The sequence below is a fragment of the Nocardia sp. NPDC004582 genome, assembly GCF_053602115.1.
On record NZ_JBSGCY010000030.1, the window covers coordinates 14,481 to 35,979 of the forward strand.

Here is a 21,499-nt window from a genome sequence, read left to right on the forward strand (position 1 = left end):
CGACCGAGGGCCCAGCATCCGCGTCGGGCCGCTACAGCGAAAGGAGATCATCATGGCCGTCGCCGTCATCGTCGAATTGGACGACACAACGGTTGAGGAGTACGACGCTATTCTCGAGATCTTGGGCTTCGCGCCGGGCGGCCCCATGGCTACGGGCGGCCTCTTCCACTGGGCGACCACCACGGACCGGGGACTGCGAGTCACCGACGTCTGGAACTCCGCCGAAGAATTCCAGCGCTTCGCCAACGAACGATTGGCCCCGGCCCTGCAGAAGGCGGGGATCGCCAACGAGCCCCGCATCTCGTTCGAACCGGTGCACAACTACCTGATCGCCGGCTGAACCCGCCACCTCGGCACCCGCCGGCGAGGGGTCAGCGGGCTGCTTCGAGGGCGGTGTGGAGGGTGGCGGCCCACTGCTGGACGATCTCCTTGCGACGCAAGGAGTCATCGGTCAGGACGTCGGCGAGGCCCAGGCCCCGGGCCAGGTCCAGGGTGGCCTGCACCAGGTGGTGGGTCACCGGATCGGTGTCGTCCACACCCAGGGCCTCGATGGCCATGCGATGGGAGATGCGGCCGAAGCGCGCTTCCATGGGAACGATGCGTTCGCGGAGGACCGGGTCGGCGGCGGCATGTGTCCAGACCTGGAGTGCCGCTTTGAAGATGGGGGCGGTGTAGGACTCGACCAGGCCCGCGACCACGGCCTCGGTGCGGGCGACACCCCGCGCGACCTCGGCGACCGCCAGGGCGTCGGCCTTGGCCTGGGCCATGCGGGTCTCGAACATGTACTCGAGGGCGGCGGTGATCAGATCCTCACGGGTGGGGAAATGATGCTGCGCCGCGCCACGCGACACCCCGGCGCGTTCGGCGACCACGGCGACCGTGGCGGCCGCCCAGCCCATCTGGGACAGGCAGTCGATGGTCGCCTCCAGCAGCCGCTGCCGGGTGGCCCGGCTGCGGTCCTGCTTGGGTTCGTGGGGTGTCGCCATGGTGACCTATTGTGCCCAGCTCGGCGGGCGGCGCTGCAGGAAGGCCGTCATGCCCTCGATCACCTCGGGGGTGCCGAAGTAGCTCGCGGAGCGTTTGGCCAGCTCCTCGGCCCGCTGGTCGAAGACCTCGAGCAGGTCGGTGTTGACCAGACGCTTGGCCTCGGCCAGACCCTGCGGGGAGCCCTTGCGGAGTTCGGCGCGCAGCCGGGCCACCTCGGCGGCGGGGTCGTCGGCGGCCACGGTGATGAGGCCGTTGCGTTCGGCCTCGGCGGCGTCGAAGGTCTCGCCGGTGGAGAAATAGCGGGCGGCGGCGCGGGCGGACATGCGGGGCAGCAGGGTCAGCGAGATCATGAACGGCGCCAGGCCGATCCGGACCTCGGTGAGGCCGAAGCTGCTGTCGCGGCCCGCGACGACCAGGTCGCAGGCGGCGATGATGCCCATGCCGCCCGCGCGGACATTGCCGTTCACCTGCGCCAGCACCGGTTTCGGCATGGCCAGGATGTCGCGCAGCACCGAGATCATCCAGCGGGTGCGGATCTCGGCGGCGGCCGCCGGATCGGCGTCCACGGCCTCCTTGAGATCCGCGCCGGCGCAGAAGGTGTTGCCGGTGTGGGTGAGCACGACACCGCGCACCGCGTCATCGGCGGCCGCCCGCTCCAGGCCCGCCAGCAGTTCGGTGACCAGCCGCGAGGACAGGGCATTGCGATTGTGCGGGGAGTCCAGGGTCAGCACCGTGAATCCGTCGCTCACCTCGTAGCGGACGAACGGCGCATCCGCGCTGGCTGTGTCGGTCATCGAATACTCCTGCTGCTGGAAGGCTTTCGAAGGCTGGAAGACGGGTGGCGATGGCCGCGCGCACACCGCCACCCGTCACCGCGGTCAGTACGACCGCGGCAGACCCAGCGAGTGCTGGGACACGAAGTTGAGGATCATCTCGCGGCTGACCGGGGCCACGCGCGCGATCCGGGAGGCGGCGAGCATGCCCGCCAGGCCCACATCGGAGGTCAGGCCGGAGCCGCCGTGGGTCTGGATGGCCTGGTCGAGCGCCTTGATACTGGCTTCGGCCGCAGCGTATTTCGCCATATTGGCGGCCTCGGCGGCGCCGAAGTCGTCACCGGCGTCGTAGAGGAACGCGGCCTTCTGCATCATCACCTTGGCCAGCTCGAGCTCGATCTTGACCTGGGCCAGCGGATGCGAGATGCCCTGGTGCGCACCGATCGGCACGCCCTTCCACACCGCGCGCTCCTTGGCGTAGGAGACCGCCCGGTCGATGGCGTAGCGGCCCATGCCGACCGCCATGGCCGCGCCCATGATCCGCTCCGGGTTCAGGCCCGCGAACAGCTGCGCGATGGCCGCGTCCTCCTGGCCGACCAGCGCGGTCGCCGGCAGCCGGACGTCGTCGAGGAACAGGGTGAACTGGTTGTCCGGCTCGATGATGTCCATCTCCTGCTTCGTCTTCACGAAGCCGGGAGCGTCGGTGGGGACGATGAACAGGGCGGGCTGCAGGTTGCCGGTCTTGGCGTTCTCGGTGCGCGCCACGATGAGCACGGCCTCGGCCTGGTCCACGCCGGAGATGAAGATCTTGCGGCCGTTGAGGATCCAGTCCTCGCCGTCGCGGCGGGCCGTGGTGGTGATCTTGTGCGAGTTGGAGCCCGCGTCCGGCTCGGTGATGCCGAAGACCATCTTGCCGGAGCCGTCCGCCAGCTTGGTCAGCCAGTACTGCTTCTGCGCCTCGGTGCCGTACTTGGTGATGATGGTGCCGCAGATGGCGGGCGAGACCACCATGAGCAGCAGGCCGCAGCCCTGTGCCGCCAATTCCTCCTGGACCAGCGCGAGTTCGTAGATGCCCGCGCCACCGCCGCCGTACTCCTCGGGCAGGTTCACGCCCAGGAAGCCGAGCTTGCCGGCCTCGTCCCACAGCTCGTCGAACGGCTCGCCCTTGCGGGCCTTGGGCCCGGCGTAGTCGCGGAAGTTGTACTTGGCGGCCAGCTTGGCCACCGCCTCCCGCAGCGCCTTCTGTTCGTCGGTCTCGATGAAACCCATTGCCTACTCCTGATCTTCGCTGTGGACGACGGCCAGCACGGTGCCGACTTCGACCTGCTGGCCGGCGGAAACGTTCAATTCGGTGAGCACGCCCGCGGCGGGGGCGGCGATGGTGTGCTCCATCTTCATCGCCTCCAGCCAGAGAATCGGCTGACCCTTCTCGACCCGGTCCCCGGCGGCCGCGCCCAGGCGGATGACCGCACCGGGCATGGGGGCCAGCAGCGACCCCTCGGCCACCTGGTCGGCCGGATCCTCGAAGCGCGGCAGGCGGCGCACCGCCACCGGGCCGAGCGGGGAATCCACCGTCACCAGATCGCCGTAGCGGGCGACCTCGAAGCGGCGGCGCACCGGACCGCGCGCGCCGGGCACCTGCAGAATCACCAGATCCGGTGTGGCCTCCAGCAATTCGAGACCCGCATGACCCTCGACCTCGAGGCCCGCGCGCGTGATTCGGTACCGCACGTCGTGGCGGCCGGTCAGGCGGGACTCGTAGGACTTGGACTGCGCCTGCGACGGCAGGTTGCGCCAGCCGCTGGGCAGACCGCCGCCGATGCGGGCCGCGCGCCGGTTGGCGGCGGCGTCGGCGAGCGCGGCGGCCACGATGGACAGCTGCTCGTCCGCCTCGGAAACCAGTGGCGCGGACAGCTTCTCCAGATCGTGGGTGGCGAAGAAGGCCGTGTCGGTGTCGCCCGACAGGAACGCCGGATGCCGCAGCACCCGCACCAGCAGATCACGGTTGGTGACCAGGCCGTGGATCTTGGCCCGCTGCAAGGCGGAAGCCAGCAGGTGGGCGGCCTCGTCGCGGGTCTCGGCGAAGGAGATGACCTTCGACAGCATGGGGTCGTAGTGCACGCCCACCACCGAGCCGTCCACGATGCCGGTGTCCAGGCGTACGCCAGGCTCGGTCAGCACGGTGAATTCGCCCAGGGTGCCGGGGATGTCGAGGCGGTGCACGGTGCCCGACTGCGGCTGCCAGTCGTGGGCCGGGTCCTCCGCGTAGAGGCGCACCTCGATGGAGTGGCCGCGCTTCTCCGGCTGCCGGGCGGGCAGCGGGCGGCCGGCGGCCACCTGCAATTGGAGACGCACCAGGTCCAGGCCGGTGACCTGCTCGGTGACCGGATGCTCCACCTGGAGACGGGTGTTCATCTCCAGGAAGAAGAAGTCGCCCTTCTCGTCGGCGAGGAATTCGACGGTGCCTGCGCCCTCGTAGCCGATGGCCTCCGACGCCAGCCGGGCCGCCTCGAACAGGCGCGCCCGCATCCCGTCGATCTTCTCGACGAGCGGCGACGGGGCCTCCTCCACCACCTTCTGGTGCCGGCGCTGGATCGAGCACTCGCGCTCGCCGACCGCCCACACGGTGCCGTGGGTGTCGGCCATGACCTGCACCTCGATATGGCGGCCGGTCTCCAGGTAGCGCTCGCAGAAGACGGTCGGATCACCGAAGGCGGACTGGGCTTCCCGCTGCGCCGCCTCGATCTGATCGTTCAGCTCGGACAGCTCCCGCACCACGCGCATACCGCGACCGCCGCCACCGGCGGACGCCTTGATCAGCACGGGCAGCAGGTCCGCGGTGACCTCGGCCGGATCCAGCTGCTTCAGGACCGGGACGCCGGCGGCGTCCATCATCTTCTTGGACTCGACCTTGGAGCCCATCTGCTCGATGGCCGCGACCGGCGGGCCGACCCAGATGAGTCCGGCGGCCTGCACGGCCTTCGCGAATTCGGCGTTCTCGGAGAGGAATCCGTAGCCGGGGTGGATGGCGTCGGCGCCGGCGGCCAGCGCCGCCTCGATGATCAGCTCACCGCGCAGATAGGTCTCGCCGGGAGTGTTGCCCGGCAGCCGGATTGCCGCGTCGGCCTCGGCGACGTGCGGCGAGTTGGCGTCCGCGTCGGAGTAGACGGCGGTCGTCGAGATACCCATCCGACGGCAGGTCGCGAAGACGCGCCGCGCGATCTCGCCACGATTGGCGACCAGAACGTTCGTAAGCCCACCCGTCGCCCCGCCGCCACCCCTGTGGGAATCGCTTCGCGATACAGTCACTTTCGGCCTCACATCCGGAAGACGCCGAAGCCCTCGGCGCCCTTGATCGGGGCATTGTGAATGGCGGACAACGCCATTCCCAACACCGTGCGGGTGTCACGGGGGTCGATGACGCCGTCGTCGTAGAGGCGGCCCGACATGAACATGGGCAGCGATTCGGCCTCGATCTGCGCCTCGATCATGGCGCGCAGCCCGGCATCCTGCTCCTCGTTGAACGGGATGCCTCGCGCCTCGTTGGCGGCCCGGCCCACGATGGAGATGACGCCCGCCAGCTGCGCACCGCCCATGACGGCGGATTTCGCACTGGGCCAGGCGAACACGAAACGCGGGTCGTAGGCGCGACCACACATGCCGTAGTGGCCCGCGCCGTAGGACGCGCCCATCAGCACCGAGATGTGCGGCACCTTCGAGTTCGAGACCGCGTTGATCATCATCGCGCCGTGCTTGATGATGCCCTTCTGCTCGTACTCCTTGCCGACCATGTAGCCGGTGGTGTTGTGCAGGAACAGCAGCGGGGTGTTCTTCTGATTGGCCAGCTGGATGAACTGGGTGGCCTTCTGCGACTCCTCGGAGAACAGCACGCCGCGCGCGTTGGCGAGAATGCCGACCGGGTAGCCGTGCAGCTCCGCCCAGCCGGTCACCAGACTGGATCCGTAGAGCGGCTTGAACTCGTCGAAATCCGAGCCGTCGACCACGCGGGCGATGACCTCGCGCGGATCGAACGGGATCTTGAGGTCGGAGGGCACGATGCCGAGCAGTTCCTCGGCATCGAACAGCGGCTCGATCACCTCGGTGCGCGGGGCCGGGCCCTGCTTCCGCCAGTTCAGGCGCTTGACGATGGAGCGGCCCAGGCGAATCGCGTCCTGTTCGTCCACGGCCAGGTAGTCGGCCAGACCCGAGACCCGCGCGTGCATTTCCGCACCGCCGAGCGACTCGTCGTCGGACTCCTCACCGGTGGCCATCTTCACCAGCGGCGGGCCGCCCAGGAACACCTTGGAGCGCTCCTTGATCATGACCGTGTAGTCGGACATGCCCGGGACGTACGCGCCACCGGCCGTCGAGTTGCCGAAAACCAGTGCGATGGTGGGGATTCCGGCCGCCGAGAGTCGGGTCAGGTCCCGGAACATGCGCCCGCCGGGGACGAAGACCTCTTTCTGCGTCGGCAGATCCGCGCCGCCCGACTCGACCAGGCCGATGACCGGGAGCCGGTTCTCCAGCGCGATGTCGTTCATACGCAGGTTCTTGCGCAGGGTCCACGGATTCGAGGTACCGCCGCGCACGGTCGGATCCGGCGCGACGATCATGCACTCGACGCCCTCGACGATGCCGATGCCCGCGATCACGCTCGCGCCCACGTGGAAGTCACTGCCCCAGGCGGCCAGCGGGGCCAGCTCCAGGAACGGCGAATCCTCGTCGATGAGCAGCTCGATGCGCTCGCGCGCGGTCAGCTTGCCACGCTTGCGGTGCCGGGCCATCTTGTCCGGGCCGCCGCCCGCGATGTTCTTGGCGTACTCGGCCTCCACCTCGGCCAGCTTGGTGGTCATGGCCTCGGCGGCGGATCGGTAGTCCGCCGACGCCGGATCGATGGTTGTGCGCAGAATGCTCAAGACTGGAACCCCAATCGCTTGGCCGCGAGGCTGGTCAGAATCTCGTTGGTGCCGCCGCCGATACCGAGGATGCGGACATCGCGGTAATGCCGCTCGACCTCGGACTCGCGCATGTAGCCGAGGCCGCCGAACAGCTGAACCGCCTGGTGGGCAACCCATTCGGCGGTCTCCACCGCGGTGTTCTTGGCGAAGCAGACCTCGGCGATCAGATCGGTCTCCCCCCGCGCCGAGCGCTCGGCCAGCACATGGGTGTAGACGCGGGCCACGTCGATGCGGCGGGCCATCTCCGACAGCGTGTTCTGCACGGCCTGGCGGCTGATCAGCGGACGGCCGAAGGTCTCCCGATCCCGGGTCCATTGCAGGGTCAGGTCCAGGCAGCGCTGCGCGTGCCCGTACGCCTGCACGGCCAGACCCACCCGCTCGCTCACGAAAGCCTGTGCGATCTGGGCGAATCCACTGTTCTCCGGACCCACCAGGTTCGAGACCGGCACCCGCACATCGACATACGAGAGCTCGGCGGTGTCCGAGCAGAGCCAGCCCATCTTCTCCAGCTTGCGGCTGACCGTGAAACCGGGCGTGCCCTTCTCCACCGCCAGCAGCGAGACGCCGGCGGCGCCGGGCCCGCCGGTGCGGACCGCGGTCACCACGTAGTCGGCGCGCACACCGGAGGTGATGAAGGTCTTGGCGCCGTTCACGATGAAGTCGTCGCCGTCACGCACCGCGGCGGTGCGCAGGTGCCCGACATCCGAACCGCCGCCCGGCTCGGTGATGGCCAGCGAGCCGATCTTCTCCCCCGCCAGCGTCGGCTTCACCCACCGCTCGATGTGCTCGGAATTTCCGGAGGCGATGATGTGCGGCACCGCGATACCGCAGGTGAACAGGGATGCGAACAGACCACCCGAACAACCCGCGTAGTGCATCTCCTCGGCCACGATGGCCGCGTCGATGGCGTCACCGCCGGAACCGCCCGCGGATTCGGGGAACTGGATGCCCAGCAGCCCCAGCGCGCCCGCCTTCTTGTGCAGCTCGCGCGGCAGCAGCCCCTCCCGCTCCCACTCGTCCAGGTAGGGCAGCACCTCCCGCTCCGCGAAACCGCGCACGGTGGCGCGCAATTCGCGGCGCTCGGGCGTCTGCCACGGGCTCACATATTCGGCGCTCATATCGCCCCATTCCCTTCCGCGAGGCCGAACCCTCGCCCGCCGCGCCGGTTCATCCACCGCGGCACCGTATTTCCGCCTGCTCGAACCCCATCGCACCGACCGAGCCGAGGCCCAGCCGTCTCCCGGACCGCGACCGACCGCGGCGCCACGGACCCCGCCTGGCGGGTCACGGCAGCAACTCCACGGGGATATCCAGGAACCGGGCGCGCAGCCACTCGCCCAGGCCCTTGGCCTGCGGGTCGAAGCGGGCCTGATAGGCCACGCCCTGGCCCAGCAAGCCCTCGACGATGAAGTTCAGCGCCCGCAGATTCGGCAGCACGTGCCGGGTTACGGGCAGGTCGGCGGTTTCGGGTAGCAGGCGGCGCAGTTCCTCGACGGTCAGCGTGTTCGCCAGCCAGCGCCACTGCTCCTCGGTGCGCACCCAGACGCCGATATTGGCATTGCCGCCCTTGTCGCCACTGCGCGCCAGAGCGATGCGGCCCAACGGGGCGCGGGCGGTGGATCCGGCCGGAAGCGGCTGCGGCAGTTCCGGTTCCGCGACCGCGTCCAGTTCGAGGGTCTCTCCCGCCGGGGCGATCGCCACCTCGGAGCCGTCGGGCAGGACCGCGGTGTGCGGAACCTCCTTGGCATCCACGTATCCGGGCGTGAACACCGCGTACGGGCCGCCGTTCCCGGGCGGGGCCGTCAGCGAGAAGCCGGGGAAGCTGGCCAGCGCCAATTCCACTGCGACACTGGAGAAGGAGCGGCCCACCTTGTTCGGATCCGGGTCGCGGACCACGCAGCGCAACAGCGCGCTGGCCTGCTCCTCGGTGTCGGCGTCGGGGCGGTCCAGCCGGGCCAGGGTCCAGTCCAGTTCCGCCGGGCGGACGGTCAGCCACGACTCCAATTGCCGCTGCGCCAGGGCCGCCTTGGCCTCGATGTCCAGACCGGTGAGGATGAACTGCATCTCGTTGCGGAAGCCGCCGATGGTGTTGGTGGACACCTTGGTCTGCGGCGGCGGGGCCTCACCGGTCACGCCGCTGATCAGCACGCGATCCGGGCCCTCCTGGCTGACCTGGATGCTGTCGAGGCGGGTGGTGACGTCCGGGCCCGCGTAGCGCGCGCTCTGGATTTCGTACATGAGCTGGGCCTTGACGGTGTCCACGGTGACCGCCCCGCCGGTGCCCTCGTGCTTGGTGATGACGCTGCTGCCGTCGCGGCGGACCTCCGCGATCGGGAAGCCGGGACGACCCAGATCCGCGAGTTCGGTGAAGAACGCGAAGTTGCCGCCGGTGGCCTGGGTGCTGCACTCGATGACGTGACCCGCCACCACCGCACCGGCCAGCGCGTCGTAATCGGCTCGGCCCCAGCCGAAATGGGCGGCGGCCGGGCCGACCACCACCGAGGCGTCGGTGACCCGGCCGGTCACCACGATGTCCGCGCCCGCGGTCAGGCACTCGGCGATGCCCCATGCGCCGAGGTAGGCGTTCGCGGTGAGCGGCGCGCCCAGGCCCAGTTCACCGGCGCGGGCCAGCAGGTCGTCACCCGTCACATACGCGACCTTCGGTGCGAGACCGAGCTTTTCGGCCACTTCGCGGACCCGCTGCGCGAGACCGGCCGGATTCAGGCCGCCCGCGTTGGTGACGATCTTGACCCCGGACTCCAGGGCCAGGCCCAGGCTGTCCTCCAGTTGCCGCACAAAGGTTTTGGCGTAGCCCAGGTTCGCGTCCTTCATGCGGTCACGACCCAGGATCAGCATGGTGAGCTCGGCCAGATAGTCACCGGTGAGCACGTCGAGCTGCCCACCCTCGAGCATCTCCCGCATGGCGCTCATGCGATCGCCGTAGAACCCGGAACAGTTGCCGATACGGATGAGATCCGGAGTGTCGGCGAGCTGACTCATGGAGGGCCTCCCTGTGTGCGCCCGAAGCCGGCGCAGCCTCGATGCTGCGGTCGGTTACAGGGTCACATCAGGGGCGGAAAAAATCAAGCCCGCGTGCTTGTTATTTACGGAAACGCCAGGTCAGGGCCGGGTACCGGGGTGGCGGCAACCGTCAGGCAGACTGAACGGGTGTCCACAGACGTCAGCGCGCTCATCCTGCTAGCGCTCGCCGGATTCCTCTTCGGCGGCGCGTACTCGCTGTTCAAGACCTCGCGCCCACTGGCCGTGGCGCTCGCCGTCTGTGGCGTGCTGGCAGCAGTGGGCGCGATCCTGTGGATGAGTAACTGAACCCTCGGACGCTTCGGGACTTCACTCGGCTTCGAGGCGGAAGATGCGCAGGTCTTCGGGGACGCCGCTGAGCGGGGCCGCGAAGAAGCTGCGGCGGTAGGGCTTCACGCCCAGGCCGAGTTCTTCCAGGGTCTCCGGCTTCAAAGCGTCCAGGGTGACACCCGAGAGCATGGTGTTGCCGTTTCCGCCGGCCTCCATGACGCGAGCCGCGATGTTCACGTCGATGCCGAGCCAGTCGCCGCCGATCTCGCGGGGGCTGCCGGTGTGCAGGCCCAGGCGCATCTGCGGGCGGTAGCCGTCCACCGACACGGCCGACAGGTTCTCCTTGGCGGCGACGGCGGCCCGCACGGCCCGGTCCGCGGACGGGAAGACGGCCATCACGCCATCACCCATGCGCTTGACCACCTGACCACCCCGATCCACGATCGGCGGCTCGATGGCCTTGGCCACCCGGCGCAGCAGGTCCAGGGTCACCTCGTCGCCCGCCGCCAGCGACCAGCTGGAGAAGGCCACCAGATCGGTGAACATGATGGTGATCTCGTCGGAGCCGCGGCCCTTGCCGACCCGCTCCAGCATGGCCTGCCACACCTGCAGCGCGCCCAGCCCCAATTCGCGTGCGGCGCTGGGCGAATCGCCGACCAGCTTGTCCGCCGCACGAGCCACCGCGCGCACCCCGCCCGGCCCGGAGACCGAGAGCGGATCGCCGAAACCCGGGTCGCCGGGCAGGTTCTCGCGCGCCTTGCGGATCACGCCGATGATGTCGCCGCGCTGATTGGCGGCGGTGACCAGGGCCGAGAGCTGGCCCGGGAAGCGGCCGCGGCGACGCGGCTGCCCATCGAGGTCGTCCGGGTCCTCCGGGTCCTCGGAAAGCTCTGCGGGGATCAGCGGGATGACCACATCCGGGTCGATACGCGGTTGGTCGCGCCCCCGGTTCCCGCCCGCGTCACGCGAGCGGTTGCGATCGGTCCCCAGTCCGTCCGTGCGGTTCGCGTCTTTGGCGCGGTCTCCGCCGTCGGAGGGTCGTTCGCTCACGCCCAGAGCGTATCCCAGCGTTCCGCCATGAGATGGATTAATGATTGCCACCGGACACCTCCCGATCGGTGCTAGCGGCCACATCATTGGACCCGCCGAAGGTTTGAGTGTTTTGGTTGCTGAGCCGATGCTACCGACCGTCCAGCACAACGCGCTACACCACCACGGGCCGAATCAAACGTTAGCTGGACCACACTGCCGGTCCGGTAGGAACCACCTGGCCGAATGACATCGGCCCGATACGGAAACCGTATCGGGCCGATGCGCGCCGCCGTGCCGGGCAGTGGCCGGCGGCTCCCCGGGCAGGGTCCATATCACTCGTAAAACGAGTCAGGCATCGCGTTTGTTCACCACGAAGAGCGCGGCTCCGAACACGATCGCGACGAAGGCCGCAAAGTAGATGAGACCACCCCAAGGACCCCAATGCCAATACTCGGATTTCTCGTCCACGGTCCCGAGGAACAGGCCCGCGTTCTGGAACGGCAGCAGCACCTGGATTTCCCGGCCGACCTTGCCGAACGCGCCCACCATCGGCTCCAGGATCACCGGCCACACGATCAGCAGCGAGAGCGCGCCCGCCGATTGCCGGATCAGCGTGCCCACGCCGATCGCCAGGAAGACGATGAGCAGAATGAAGAGCGGTACGGCGTAGAAGACCCGCAGGTCGCCCTTGGTGAGGCTGAGATGGGCGCCCGCGTCGTGGGTCACCATGGCCTTGAAGATGAAGAATCCGAGGAAGGTCAGCACCAGGCTCAGCAAACTCATAGCAACACCAATCAGGCCCGCCTTGGTGAGCAGCACGGTGGTCCGGCTCGGAGTCGCCAGGAAGGTCGTCTTGATGGTGCCGAAACGGTACTCACTGGTGACCGCCAGCGCCGCCAGGATCATCACCATCAGGTAGCCGAAGCCCGGCATCCCCTGCGCCAGACCCGTGATGCCCAGGCCCGCGATCGAGTTCTCCGCGTACGGCGCGTCCGAGGGATTCATCTTGCCCTCGGCCAGCTGGTCCTGGAACACCCGCCACGATGCGTTCAACGCCAGGCTGAACAGAGCAGCGATCCCCAGCGCGAACACCGCCAGCAGCACCGTGCACCACACCGGCGACTTGGTCGAGGTCAGTTTGATTCGTTCCGCGGTGAGCACTCCCATCAGAGGCCACCTCCCATCACCTGATCGAAACCTTCACCGTGGTACTGCACCGCGCCACCGGTCATCCGCATGAACGCCTCCTCCAGCGACGCGCGCTGCGGGGACAGCTCGTAGAGCGTGATGTCATTGGCCCCGGCCAGCTTTCCGACCGCGTCGCTGGTCACGCCCGCCACCATCAGCGCCGGTCCATCGGCCTCCGCACCGTCCTCCCGCACCGTCATACCGTTCGAGGTGAGCAGGCTGCGCAGCTGATCCAGCTGCGGACTGCGCACGCGCACAGACTGTTCCGACGCCTTCTCGATGAAATCCTTGGTGGAGGTGTCGGAGATCAGCCGCCCGCGGCCGATCACGATGAGATGCTCAGCGGTCTGCGCCATCTCGGAGAGCAGGTGACTCGACACCAGCACGGTGCGGCCCTCCGCCGCCAGCCGCTGCATGAAACGGCGGATCCAGAGGATGCCCTCCGGGTCCAGGCCGTTCACCGGCTCGTCGAACAGCAGCACCTGCGGGTCGCCGAGCAACGCGCCCGCCAGACCGAGCCGCTGCGACATGCCCAGCGAGAAGCCGCCCGCGTTCTTCCCGGCCACCTCGTTGAGGCCGACCAGGCGCAGCACCTCCTCCACCCGGGACTGCGGAATGTCATTGGACGCGGCCATCCAGCGCAGATGCGAGCGCGCGGAACGATTGGGGTGCACCCACTTCGCGTCCAGCAGCGCGCCGACGGTGTCGAGGGGACGTTTCAGGTCGTGGTACGGCTTGCCGTCGATGAGCGCGGTCCCGGCGGTCGGGGTGTCCAACCCCAGGATCATGCGCATGGTGGTCGACTTGCCCGCCCCGTTCGGGCCGAGAAAGCCGGTCACCTGCCCCGGACGGACCGTGAACGACAGATCCGACACCGCGACGGTCTGGCCGTAGTGTTTGGTCAGGCCTCTCAGTTCGATCATGCTGCCCAGTCTTCCCCATGTAGTGAGCGCGCACTATCGCTAAAAGGTCGCGCGTCGCTCATCCTCGGGGATGATTACGGCCCGGACCCGGCTCCGGGTTCAGGCCGCCGACCGGGAAATCAGAAACCGGGCGAGGAAGCCTGCGCCCAGAAGCGTTTCGGGATGCGGCCCGCCCGCCGGGCCAGCCAACCGCCCTCCACCGCACGGGCCATGGCCGCCGCCATCACCGCGGGCTGACGGGCGCGAGTGACCGCGGTCGCCAAAAGGACCGCCGAACAGCCCAGTTCCATGGCCAAGGCGGCATCGCTGGCGGTGCCGATGCCCGCGTCCAGGATCACCGGGACGCCCGCGGCGGCCACGATCATCTCGATATTGTGCGGATTGCCGATGCCCAGGCCGGTGCCGATCGGCGAGCCCAGCGGCATGACCGCGGCGCAACCGACATCCTCGAGGCGCTTGGCCAGCACCGGGTCGTCGGTGGTGTAGGGCAGCACCGTGAAGCCGTCGTCCACCAATTGCTCTGCGGCGGAAACCAATTCGATGGCATCCGGGAGCAGGGTGCGCTCGTCGGCGATGACTTCCAGCTTCACCCAATCGGTTTCGAGGGCCTCGCGGCCCAGCCGCGCGGTGAGCACGGCCTCGGCGGCGGTGCGGCAGCCCGCGGTGTTCGGCAGCGGGGCGATCTCCAGGCGCTTGAGCAGGTCCAGCACGCCGGTGCCGCCCGCGGCGTCCACCCGGCGCATGGCGACCGTGGTCAGCTCGGTGCCCGACGCCAGCAGCGCCTCCTCCAGCACGGCCAGGTTCTCCGCGCCGCCGGTACCCATGATCAGGCGTGACCCGAACTCGCGGCCCGCGATGACCAGCGGCTCGACCGGGCTAGCCACCCTGCACCGCCGTCAGCACCTCGATCTCCCAGCCGCGGCCCACCGGCTCGTCCCAGCGGGACTTCGGGAAGACCGCGCCGTCGATCGCCAGCGCCACGCCCTGACACGGCAGGTTCAGGCGCTCCAGCAGCTCGCGGACGGTGAGCTCCTCCGGGAACACGTGGTCCTCACCGTTGACGGTGACGCCGACCGGAATTGCGGTCATCGAACTCCTCCTGAGATGAAACGGTGCGGGTCCGCGGCTCGCGCCTCGGGCAGCTCGGTATCGGCGAGCAGGGCCAGTACGGCGTCCGCCGTGACCGGGGTGTCCAGAATGCCGTTGCGGCCGTGGCCCGCGGCCACGATCACCTTGTCGTCGAGGTATCCGATCAACGGCAGATTGTCCGGCGAGCCGGGACGCGAACCCGCGATGGCCTCGGCGAACTCGTATTCGCCCAGGCCCGGCAGGACGGCCTCGGCATCGGTGATCAGGTCACGGACACCGGCGACGGTGACGGCGTTGTCGAACCCGACTTCGTATTGTGTTGCACCCAGCACCAATCCGTCAGCCCTCGGCACAAGATATATAGGGCGGCCGTGCACGCGGGCCCGGATCACCCGGGCAGGCGGGGGCGGGGCGCTCGGGCGGCGGCGCAGCCGCAGGATCTCGCCCTTCACCGGACGCACCGGCAGGCCCGGCCAGAGCTGGGCGGAGGCGGCGCCCGCGGACAGCACGACCCGATCGTGCCGCAGCGCCGTCAGGTCCTCGACCGGCTCCCGGCGGAACTCGACCCCGGCCTCGAGGCAGGCGAATTTCAGCGCGTTCACCAGGGCGCGATTGTCGACGGCGGGTTCGGCGGCGGCGAGCAGTCCGGCGCGGACGCCGCGGCCCAGGCTCGGTTCAGCCGCGCGGACGCCCGCGCGATCCAGCAGGGTCAGCTGGTGGCCGCGGGCGTTCACCCAGTCGGCGATGGTGCGCAGGTCAGCGGCGTCGGCCGCGTCCAGGGCGACGGTGAGGGTGGCGTCGGCGACGAAGACATCGGTCCCGGTGACGGCCTTCAGATCACCGGCGAAACCCGGCCAGCGGTCGAGCGAGGCGGCGCCGAACGCGAGGGCCGCGTCCTCCCCCGGCCAGCCCTCCGACAGCGGCGCGAGCATCCCGCCCGCGACCCACGAGGATCCGGTACCCGAAGCCGGGTCGAAGAGGGTGACGGTCCAGCCCGCTCCGGCGGCCCGCCAGGCCACCGACAGTCCGATCACACCGCCGCCGACGACGGCCAGAGTCCGCATGTGAATCCACCTAACTCGTCCCCGCGTTCCCGGGGACCCGCATATATCCGATGCGAAACATCGGCCTCGAGGAAAAGCCGCGAGCCGCCGCACCGGGCGTTTTCCCTCGGGTCGTTTCGACCCGACAACCGTAGCGCGACTACCGTCACCCCTGTGCAACCCTCCCACCCGAACCGGCCCGCCACCCCACGGGAGCGCCTCGCCACCGCGCGGCTCTACCTGTGCACCGACGCCCGCCGCGACCGGGGCGACCTGGCGGACTTCGCCGAAGCGGCCCTGGCCGGCGGCGTCGACATCATCCAGCTCCGCGACAAGGGTTCCCTCGGCGAGAAGCAGTTCGGCCCGCTCGAGGCGAAGGCCGAACTCGCCGCCCTGGCCGAACTGAAAGCGGTCGCCCGCCGCCACGGCGCCCTGGTCGCCTGCAACGACCGCGCCGACATCGCCCTCGCCGCCGGAGTCGACGTCCTCCACCTCGGCCAAGGCGACCTCCCGCCCTGGTACGCCCGCCAGATCCTGGGCCCCGACGTGGTCCTCGGCCGCTCCACCCACAACCGCGCCCAAGCCGGCCTGGCCGCCATCGACGAACACATCGACTACTTCTGCACCGGCCCCGTCTACGCCACCCCCACCAAACCCGGCCGCACCCCCGCCGGCCTCGACTTCGTCCGCTCCACGACGGACTCCCACCCCACCCGCCCCTGGTTCGCCATCGGCGGCATCGACGACCACACCCTCCCCGAAGTCCTCGCCGCCGGCGCCACCCGCATCGTCGTCGTCCGCGCCATCACCGCGGCAGACCACCCCGAAGCCGCCGCCCGCACCCTCAAACAACGCCTCCTCGACAACGACCGGTAACCAGCGCCATCAGGTCAGCGGGTCCAGGCGGACCGGGATGCCGTTGAGGTTGGACATGCCGGCCAGGCGTTCTATGTCGGTGAGATCTGTTGACATCAGGTCGTTTACGTTGGCGCCGCCGGCGGCGTTGGCTCGGTGCCAGCCGCCGGTGTGGCCCCAGCCGTGGGGGATGGCGATGGTGCCGGGGGTCAGGTCTTCGGTGAGGCGGGCTGGTATCTCGATGGAGCCGTGGGGGGAGGTTACGCGGCAGCGGGCGCCGTCGGAGATGCCTGCTACCGCGGCGTCTTTGGGGTTGATGCGGGCGGTGTGTTCGCGGTCGCCTCGCATGAGGGGTTCGACGTTGTGCATCCAGGAGTTGTGGGACTTGAGTTCTCGGAGGCCGATCACGCGCAGGGGGTAGGTGGGGTCTGCGCGGCGGGCGGTGAGGGTGCGGAGTTCGATGATGATCTCGTCGGGGTCCAGGCGTACCCGGCCGCCCTTGTGGCGCACGATGTTTCGCAGGACGCCGGTGGCGATGCCGTCGGCCAGCACCACGCCGTGCGGGTGGCGGCGGAGCATGGACAGGCTGAGCCCGTTGCGGCGGAGGCCGAAGCGGTCGCCGTAGGGGCCGGTGCGCAGGGCCAGGTCGGCGAGCAGCGGCGGGGTCGGGCGCGCGGACGCCAGGGCGGGGACGCGGCGGCGGAGGGAACCGAGCAGGCGGCCGAGCGGGCGGGCGGGGCCGACAGCGAAGGGCTGCACGCCGATACGGGTCGCGATGGCGTCGATGATCTGCCATTCCTCGCGGGCCTCGCCGTACGGTTCGACGACTCGCTCGGTGTACTGGGTGTACGGGGTCGGCGAGAGGGCCGTGAACGGGAGTGGGATGTCGTCGCGTTCGAGGAAAGTGGTCGCCGGGAGGATGTAGTCGGCGATCCGGTTGGTGTCGTTGACATAGAGGTCGATGGAGACGAACAGGTCCAGTTCCGGCAGGGCGGCGGCTAGTTCGCGACCGTTCGGGACCGAGGAGACCGGGTTGCCGGCGGAGGTGAACAGGGCGCGCAGGCGGCCCGGCCCGGGAGTGGTGATCTCCTTGGCCATGATGGCGGCGGGGAAAGTGCCCAGCACATCCGGGAATCCGCCGACGCGGGAGTGATTCTTGCCGTATTCGATGAAGCCGAGGCGGGCGTTCAGCTCGGAGATCGCCACCAATTCCTTGCCGAACACGCTGCCGCCGGGCCGGTCGAGATTGCCGGTGACCAAGGCCAGCGCGTCGACGAGGAAGGCGACGAGGGTGGCGTGGCGGCCCAGGCAGGTGCCGGTGCGGCCGTAGACGGCGGCGGAATCGGCGCGGGCCAGATCGCGGGCGAGACCGCGGACGCGGTCGGGGTCCAGGCCGGTGACCTCGGCCGTCGCCTCGGGGGTGAAACGGCTGACGGCGGAACGCAGTTCGCGAACCCCGGAAGCCTGGCGGCGCAGCGCCTGCGCGTCCTGCAGGTCCTCCTCGAAGATGACCTGCAGGAGGGCGGCCAGCAGCCAGGCGTCGCCGTCGGGGCGGATGCCGACGTGCTCGAACAGTTTGGCCGTCTCGGTGCGGCGCGGATCGACCACGACGACGCGGCCCCCGCGCTTGGTGATCGCGGTGAGCTTGTCGCGCACGCGCGGGACGCTCATCGCACTGCCGTGCGAGACCAGCGGATTCGCGCCCAGCATGAGCAGGAAGTCGGTGCGGTCCAGGTCGGGCACCGGGACCGAGGTGGACGAACCGTAGAGCAGTTCGCTGGCCACGAACCGGTTGTTGATGTCCTGCGAACCAGCCGAATACACGTGTTTCAAACCGGCGGCGAGCTGGAAACCCACCATCCACAGGGTGTGTGAATAGGAGAACGTGGACGGATTGCCGAAATACCATCCGAGACTGCCGATTCCGTGCTCGCCGATCAGGGCGCGCAGCCGCGCGCCGATCTCGTCGAGCGCGGTGTCCCAGGAGACCCGCTCGAACTCGCCCGAAGCCGTGCGGCGCAACGGGTGCAGCACCCGATCCGGGTCGTTCTGGATCTCGGTGAACGCGATGCCCTTCGGGCAGGCGTTGCCGCGGGACAGCGGATGGTCCTTGTCGGCGCGCAACCGCACCAGCCGCCCGTCCTCGACGGTGGCGATCAGGCCGCAGAGCGGCTCACAGATACGGCAGTACGTGGGGACCTCGCGCGCGCTCACGCCCTCAAGACAACACCTGATCCAGAGTGAGGAACAACACATTTCCGGCCAAATCGGTCTGTTCCGGGCCAGATTCCAGCGTGCCGATGCGGGCCGTGCGGCCGGCGCCGTCACCCGACGCGCGCAGCCACAGGAAGCCGCGCTCGGCCAGATCCAGGGTGCGCGGCAACGCGGCCGCCACCGCGCCGGAGTCGCTGACCCCGGCCAGGCTGACGAGGGTGGGGGTGGCGCGCAGCGTCGGCCAGGCGGCGGCGAATCCGGGGTGCAGGGGCCGGTCCTCGACCTCGTCCTCGGGCACCCACACCAGGTCCTGGCTCTCCAGATTGCCGCGGGTGCGCAGCCGGTCGGCGGCGTCGGCGATGACCGTGGTGTAGGTCCAGCCGCTGGGCGCGGTCGCGGTCACCCGGGAACCGCGCACCCGGATCGATCCGGACGCGATGCCCGCCTCCTCCTCGGCCTCGCGGACCGCGGCGTGGACACTGGTCTCGTGCGAGTCGCGGGCGCCGCCGGGCAGCGCCCAGGTGCCGCCCTGATGGGTCCAGGCCGCCCGGTGATGCAGCAGCACTGCGGAACCGCCATCGGCCAGCGGGGCGCGCAGCAACAACCCAGCAGCCCCGAAACGACCCCATTGGCGGGTGCCGTCCGCGCTCTCCGCCCACCCGTCGCCGTCACCACGCATCTTCGCAATCCCATCGTCCGACCGCGCCGAGAACTACCGCGGGGATTCCCGCGTCACGGCGGCGGTACGTCCACAATAAGCTCATCCGGCAGGAACAAGTCGGTCGTTCGATTTCGGTCAGTGGGAGGTGAGGATGGCTCGAGCTGAGGAATTGAGACTGGACGAGCTCTCCCCGCGCGCCGCCGCGGCAGCGTGGCGCGAACGGTTCGCTACCACTGAACTGCGCGCCTTCGCCGAATCGTCGCCGGCCAAGCTGATCGCGATGGGGCTGATCCTGCTCGCCCTGTGCGTGTCCGCGGGCATCGTCACCGCCACCGCGGTGACCGATCGGCAACACGCCCTGGACATCCTGCTCGACCAATCCGAACCCGACGCCTACTCGGCGCAGCGGCTCTACACCTCGCTGTCGGTGGCCGACGCCTCCGCGGGCACCGCCTTCATTTCCGGTGGACTGGAACCGAAACCGGTCCGTGACCGCTACAACCAGGCCGTCGGCCAGGCCGCCGCCGAACTGGTGGTGCAGTCCACCGGCGGCGACGCCGACACCGACGCGCAGCTGCGCACCGGCATCGCGACCGGGCTGCCCGTCTACACCGGCATCATCGAGACCGCGCGGGCCAACAATCGCAGCGGACAGCCGGTCGGCGCGGCCTATCTGAGCGAGGCCTCCAACGTCATGCAGAAGTCCGTGCTGCCGATGGCGCAGGAACTGCAGGAGCACCGGGCCGCCGCCATCACCGAAACCCAGCGCAATCACGTGCGGCCGCCGTGGCCCGCCATCCTGCTGCCGCTGCTGGCGGTGGCGGCGCTGATCGCGGCCCAGCTGTTCCTGTTCCGGCGCTGGCACCGGGTGCTGAACCTCGGGCTGCTGCTGGCCACCGCGACCATGGTGGTGCTGCTGTCCTGGACGGTGATCGCGGGCTTCATCTCCGCGGTCGACACCACCCACGCCCGTGACAAGGGCAGTGTGCCGACCGCCGCGCTGACCGAGAGCCGCATCCTGGCCCAGCAGGCCCGCACCGCGGAAACCCTGAAACTGGTGCGGCGTGATACCAGCGCCGACTACGACCGCACCTACGACCAGGCCATCGAGAAACTGCGGAACATCTTGTCCGGCTATCGATCCGACGCGCCGGGCAGCGGTGATGTGAAGACCGCTGCGGCTGCCCTGGACCGCTGGCGGGCCGCTCACCAGCGGATGAACGACGCCCTCTCGAAGGGCGACTTCATCGGTGCGGCCGCGGTGGCCACCGGGCCCGGTGCGGCCGAGGCCACCGCCCAGACCGACGCCCTGGACCGCGCGCTCGGCGACGGCATCGCCGACACCCGGAATCAGTTGCGCGCCGACACCTCCCACGCCGCCCGCACCCTGGATCTGCTCGGCCCCGGCGCGCTGGTGCTCTGCACCGCCGCGGCCGTGCTGATCGCCGCCGGGCTCTGGCCGCGATTGCGGGAGTACCGATGACCAGCCGACCGGTCCGTTCCCTGGTGGTCGCCGCCCTCACCGCGGCCGTGGCCTGTACCGCCGCCTGCGGGGACGACAGTCCCCCGCCGCCCGCGCCCTCCACCCGGGTACCCAGCTACGTCGAACCGCCGCTGCCGTCGGGAGCCGTCACGGCCCAGCCGCAAGCCACCCCGCCGCCCGAGGTGACCGACTGCGGCGACCCCACCGCCAGCCTGCGCCCCACCGGCGTCCGCAGCGGGCCCGCGCTCGACGCCATCCGGGCCCGGGGCCGGCTGTTGGTCGGCCTGGATCCGGGCAGCAATCTGTTCAGCTTCCGCGACCCCACCACCGGGGCGCTGGCGGGCTTCGACGTGGAGATCGCCCGCGAACTGGCCCGCGACCTGCTCGGCGATCCGGGCGCCATCGAATACCGCATCCTCGGCTCCGCGGACCGTGAGAAGGCGTTGCAGGAACACACCGTCGACGTCGTGGTCAAGACGATGACCATCAATTGCGCACGGCGGCAACGGGTCACCTTCTCCACCTCGTACCTGCAGGCGCATCAGCGGGTGCTGGCGGTGCGCAATTCCGGGATCACCGGGCTCGCCGATCTGGCCGGGAAGCGGCTGTGCGTGGTCAGCGGCACCACCTCCCTGGACCTGGTGCGGCGCACCCAACCCGCCGTCTCCATCCTCACCGTCCCCAGCTGGGCCGACTGCCTGGTGGTGCTGCAGCAGCGGCAGGTCGACGCGATCAGCACCGACGACACCGTGCTGGCCGGGCTGGCCCAGCAGGATCCGGCCATCGAGGTGGTCGGGCCCAACCTGAGCACCGAGCAGTACGGCATCGGAATCTCGCAGGGCTCCGATGATCTGGTGCGCTTCGTGAACGGCACGCTGGAGCGGATTCGCTCCGACGGCACCTGGAACCGGCTCTACCGCCACTGGCTCAGCGCCGAACTCGGCGACGCCGCCATCCCGCCGCCCCCGAGGTATCAGGACTGAC

At 69.6% G+C, this 21,499-nt stretch carries 20 protein-coding genes; 5 read left to right on the forward strand and 15 right to left on the reverse strand.

Annotated elements, in window-relative coordinates; genetic code table 11:
- Window positions 1-52 precede the first annotated feature (52 nt).
- Window positions 53-340: a hypothetical protein gene (locus ACWELJ_RS11705; protein ID WP_452366124.1), complete on the forward strand. Its 288-nt coding sequence runs from the start codon at window positions 53-55 to the stop codon at window positions 338-340.
- 31 nt (window positions 341-371) lie between these two features.
- Here ACWELJ_RS11705 and ACWELJ_RS11710 read toward each other — a convergent pair whose 3' ends face one another.
- From ACWELJ_RS11710 to ACWELJ_RS11740, 7 genes are all read right to left on the reverse strand, one after another.
- Window positions 372-986, reverse strand: coding sequence for a TetR family transcriptional regulator (locus ACWELJ_RS11710; RefSeq protein WP_433592063.1), 615 nt, complete (start codon window positions 984-986; stop codon window positions 372-374).
- A gap of 6 nt (window positions 987-992) precedes the next feature.
- Window positions 993-1,781, reverse strand: a complete 789-nt coding sequence (locus tag ACWELJ_RS11715; RefSeq protein WP_452366125.1) for an enoyl-CoA hydratase family protein — start codon at window positions 1,779-1,781, stop codon at window positions 993-995.
- A gap of 84 nt (window positions 1,782-1,865) precedes the next feature.
- A complete protein-coding gene (locus ACWELJ_RS11720; protein ID WP_452366126.1) occupies window positions 1,866-3,029 on the reverse strand; it encodes an acyl-CoA dehydrogenase family protein in 1,164 nt (387 codons plus the stop codon).
- A 3-nt stretch (window positions 3,030-3,032) separates the two neighbouring features.
- On the reverse strand, window positions 3,033-5,069 hold the full coding sequence (locus ACWELJ_RS11725) for an acetyl/propionyl/methylcrotonyl-CoA carboxylase subunit alpha (protein WP_452366127.1): 2,037 nt from the start codon (window positions 5,067-5,069) through the stop codon (window positions 3,033-3,035).
- 8 nt (window positions 5,070-5,077) lie between these two features.
- On the reverse strand, window positions 5,078-6,676 hold the full coding sequence (locus ACWELJ_RS11730; RefSeq protein ID WP_452366128.1) for an acyl-CoA carboxylase subunit beta: 1,599 nt from the start codon (window positions 6,674-6,676) through the stop codon (window positions 5,078-5,080).
- On the reverse strand, window positions 6,673-7,821 hold the full coding sequence (locus tag ACWELJ_RS11735) for an acyl-CoA dehydrogenase family protein (protein ID WP_452366156.1): 1,149 nt from the start codon (window positions 7,819-7,821) through the stop codon (window positions 6,673-6,675). The genes ACWELJ_RS11730 and ACWELJ_RS11735 overlap by 4 nt, the downstream gene beginning before the upstream one ends.
- A gap of 181 nt (window positions 7,822-8,002) precedes the next feature.
- Window positions 8,003-9,718, reverse strand: coding sequence for an acyclic terpene utilization AtuA family protein (locus ACWELJ_RS11740; RefSeq protein ID WP_452366129.1), 1,716 nt, complete (start codon window positions 9,716-9,718; stop codon window positions 8,003-8,005).
- Window positions 9,719-9,886: 168 nt separating this feature from the next.
- On the opposite strand from ACWELJ_RS11740, the gene ACWELJ_RS11745 reads away from it, so the two are divergent.
- Complete coding sequence (locus tag ACWELJ_RS11745; RefSeq protein WP_357284743.1) at window positions 9,887-10,045, forward strand: hypothetical protein; 159 nt, start codon at window positions 9,887-9,889, stop codon at window positions 10,043-10,045.
- A gap of 21 nt (window positions 10,046-10,066) precedes the next feature.
- On the opposite strand, the gene ACWELJ_RS11750 is transcribed toward ACWELJ_RS11745, so the two are convergent.
- The 6 genes from ACWELJ_RS11750 to thiO all read right to left on the reverse strand — a co-directional run bounded on the left by ACWELJ_RS11750 (window position 10,067) and on the right by thiO (window position 15,323).
- Complete coding sequence (locus ACWELJ_RS11750) at window positions 10,067-10,834, reverse strand: adenylate/guanylate cyclase domain-containing protein (RefSeq protein WP_452366157.1); 768 nt, start codon at window positions 10,832-10,834, stop codon at window positions 10,067-10,069.
- A 573-nt stretch (window positions 10,835-11,407) separates the two neighbouring features.
- Entirely contained in the window at window positions 11,408-12,226 is an 819-nt protein-coding gene (locus tag ACWELJ_RS11755; RefSeq protein WP_452366130.1) for an ABC transporter permease, read from the reverse strand.
- On the reverse strand, window positions 12,226-13,170 hold the full coding sequence (locus tag ACWELJ_RS11760) for an ATP-binding cassette domain-containing protein (RefSeq protein ID WP_452366131.1): 945 nt from the start codon (window positions 13,168-13,170) through the stop codon (window positions 12,226-12,228). The genes ACWELJ_RS11755 and ACWELJ_RS11760 overlap by 1 nt, the downstream gene beginning before the upstream one ends.
- A 119-nt stretch (window positions 13,171-13,289) precedes the next feature.
- Window positions 13,290-14,054 (reverse strand): thiazole synthase, encoded by a 765-nt coding sequence (thiG, locus tag ACWELJ_RS11765; protein ID WP_452366132.1) that lies wholly within the window; start codon window positions 14,052-14,054, stop codon window positions 13,290-13,292.
- Window positions 14,047-14,259 (reverse strand): sulfur carrier protein ThiS, encoded by a 213-nt coding sequence (gene thiS, locus ACWELJ_RS11770; RefSeq protein WP_357284752.1) that lies wholly within the window; start codon window positions 14,257-14,259, stop codon window positions 14,047-14,049. Before thiS ends, thiG begins: the two co-directional genes overlap by 8 nt.
- On the reverse strand, window positions 14,256-15,323 hold the full coding sequence (gene thiO, locus ACWELJ_RS11775; RefSeq protein ID WP_452366133.1) for a glycine oxidase ThiO: 1,068 nt from the start codon (window positions 15,321-15,323) through the stop codon (window positions 14,256-14,258). Before thiO ends, thiS begins: the two co-directional genes overlap by 4 nt.
- 153 nt (window positions 15,324-15,476) lie before the next feature.
- Here thiO and thiE point away from each other — a divergent pair, with 153 nt between their 5' ends.
- On the forward strand, window positions 15,477-16,178 hold the full coding sequence (gene thiE / locus ACWELJ_RS11780; protein WP_452366134.1) for a thiamine phosphate synthase: 702 nt from the start codon (window positions 15,477-15,479) through the stop codon (window positions 16,176-16,178).
- A 9-nt stretch (window positions 16,179-16,187) separates the two neighbouring features.
- Here thiE and ACWELJ_RS11785 read toward each other — a convergent pair whose 3' ends face one another.
- Window positions 16,188-18,371, reverse strand: coding sequence for a molybdopterin-containing oxidoreductase family protein (locus ACWELJ_RS11785; protein ID WP_452366135.1), 2,184 nt, complete (start codon window positions 18,369-18,371; stop codon window positions 16,188-16,190).
- A gap of 4 nt (window positions 18,372-18,375) precedes the next feature.
- On the reverse strand, window positions 18,376-19,050 hold the full coding sequence (locus ACWELJ_RS11790) for an NUDIX domain-containing protein (protein WP_452366136.1): 675 nt from the start codon (window positions 19,048-19,050) through the stop codon (window positions 18,376-18,378).
- Window positions 19,051-19,183: 133 nt separating this feature from the next.
- On the opposite strand from ACWELJ_RS11790, the gene ACWELJ_RS11795 reads away from it, so the two are divergent.
- Complete coding sequence (locus tag ACWELJ_RS11795; RefSeq protein WP_452366137.1) at window positions 19,184-20,515, forward strand: hypothetical protein; 1,332 nt, start codon at window positions 19,184-19,186, stop codon at window positions 20,513-20,515.
- Window positions 20,512-21,498 carry a glutamate ABC transporter substrate-binding protein gene (locus ACWELJ_RS11800; RefSeq protein WP_452366138.1) on the forward strand — a complete coding sequence of 329 codons (987 nt, stop codon included), beginning with the start codon at window positions 20,512-20,514 and terminating at the stop codon, window positions 21,496-21,498. The genes ACWELJ_RS11795 and ACWELJ_RS11800 overlap by 4 nt, the downstream gene beginning before the upstream one ends.
- Window position 21,499: the final 1 nt, after the last annotated feature.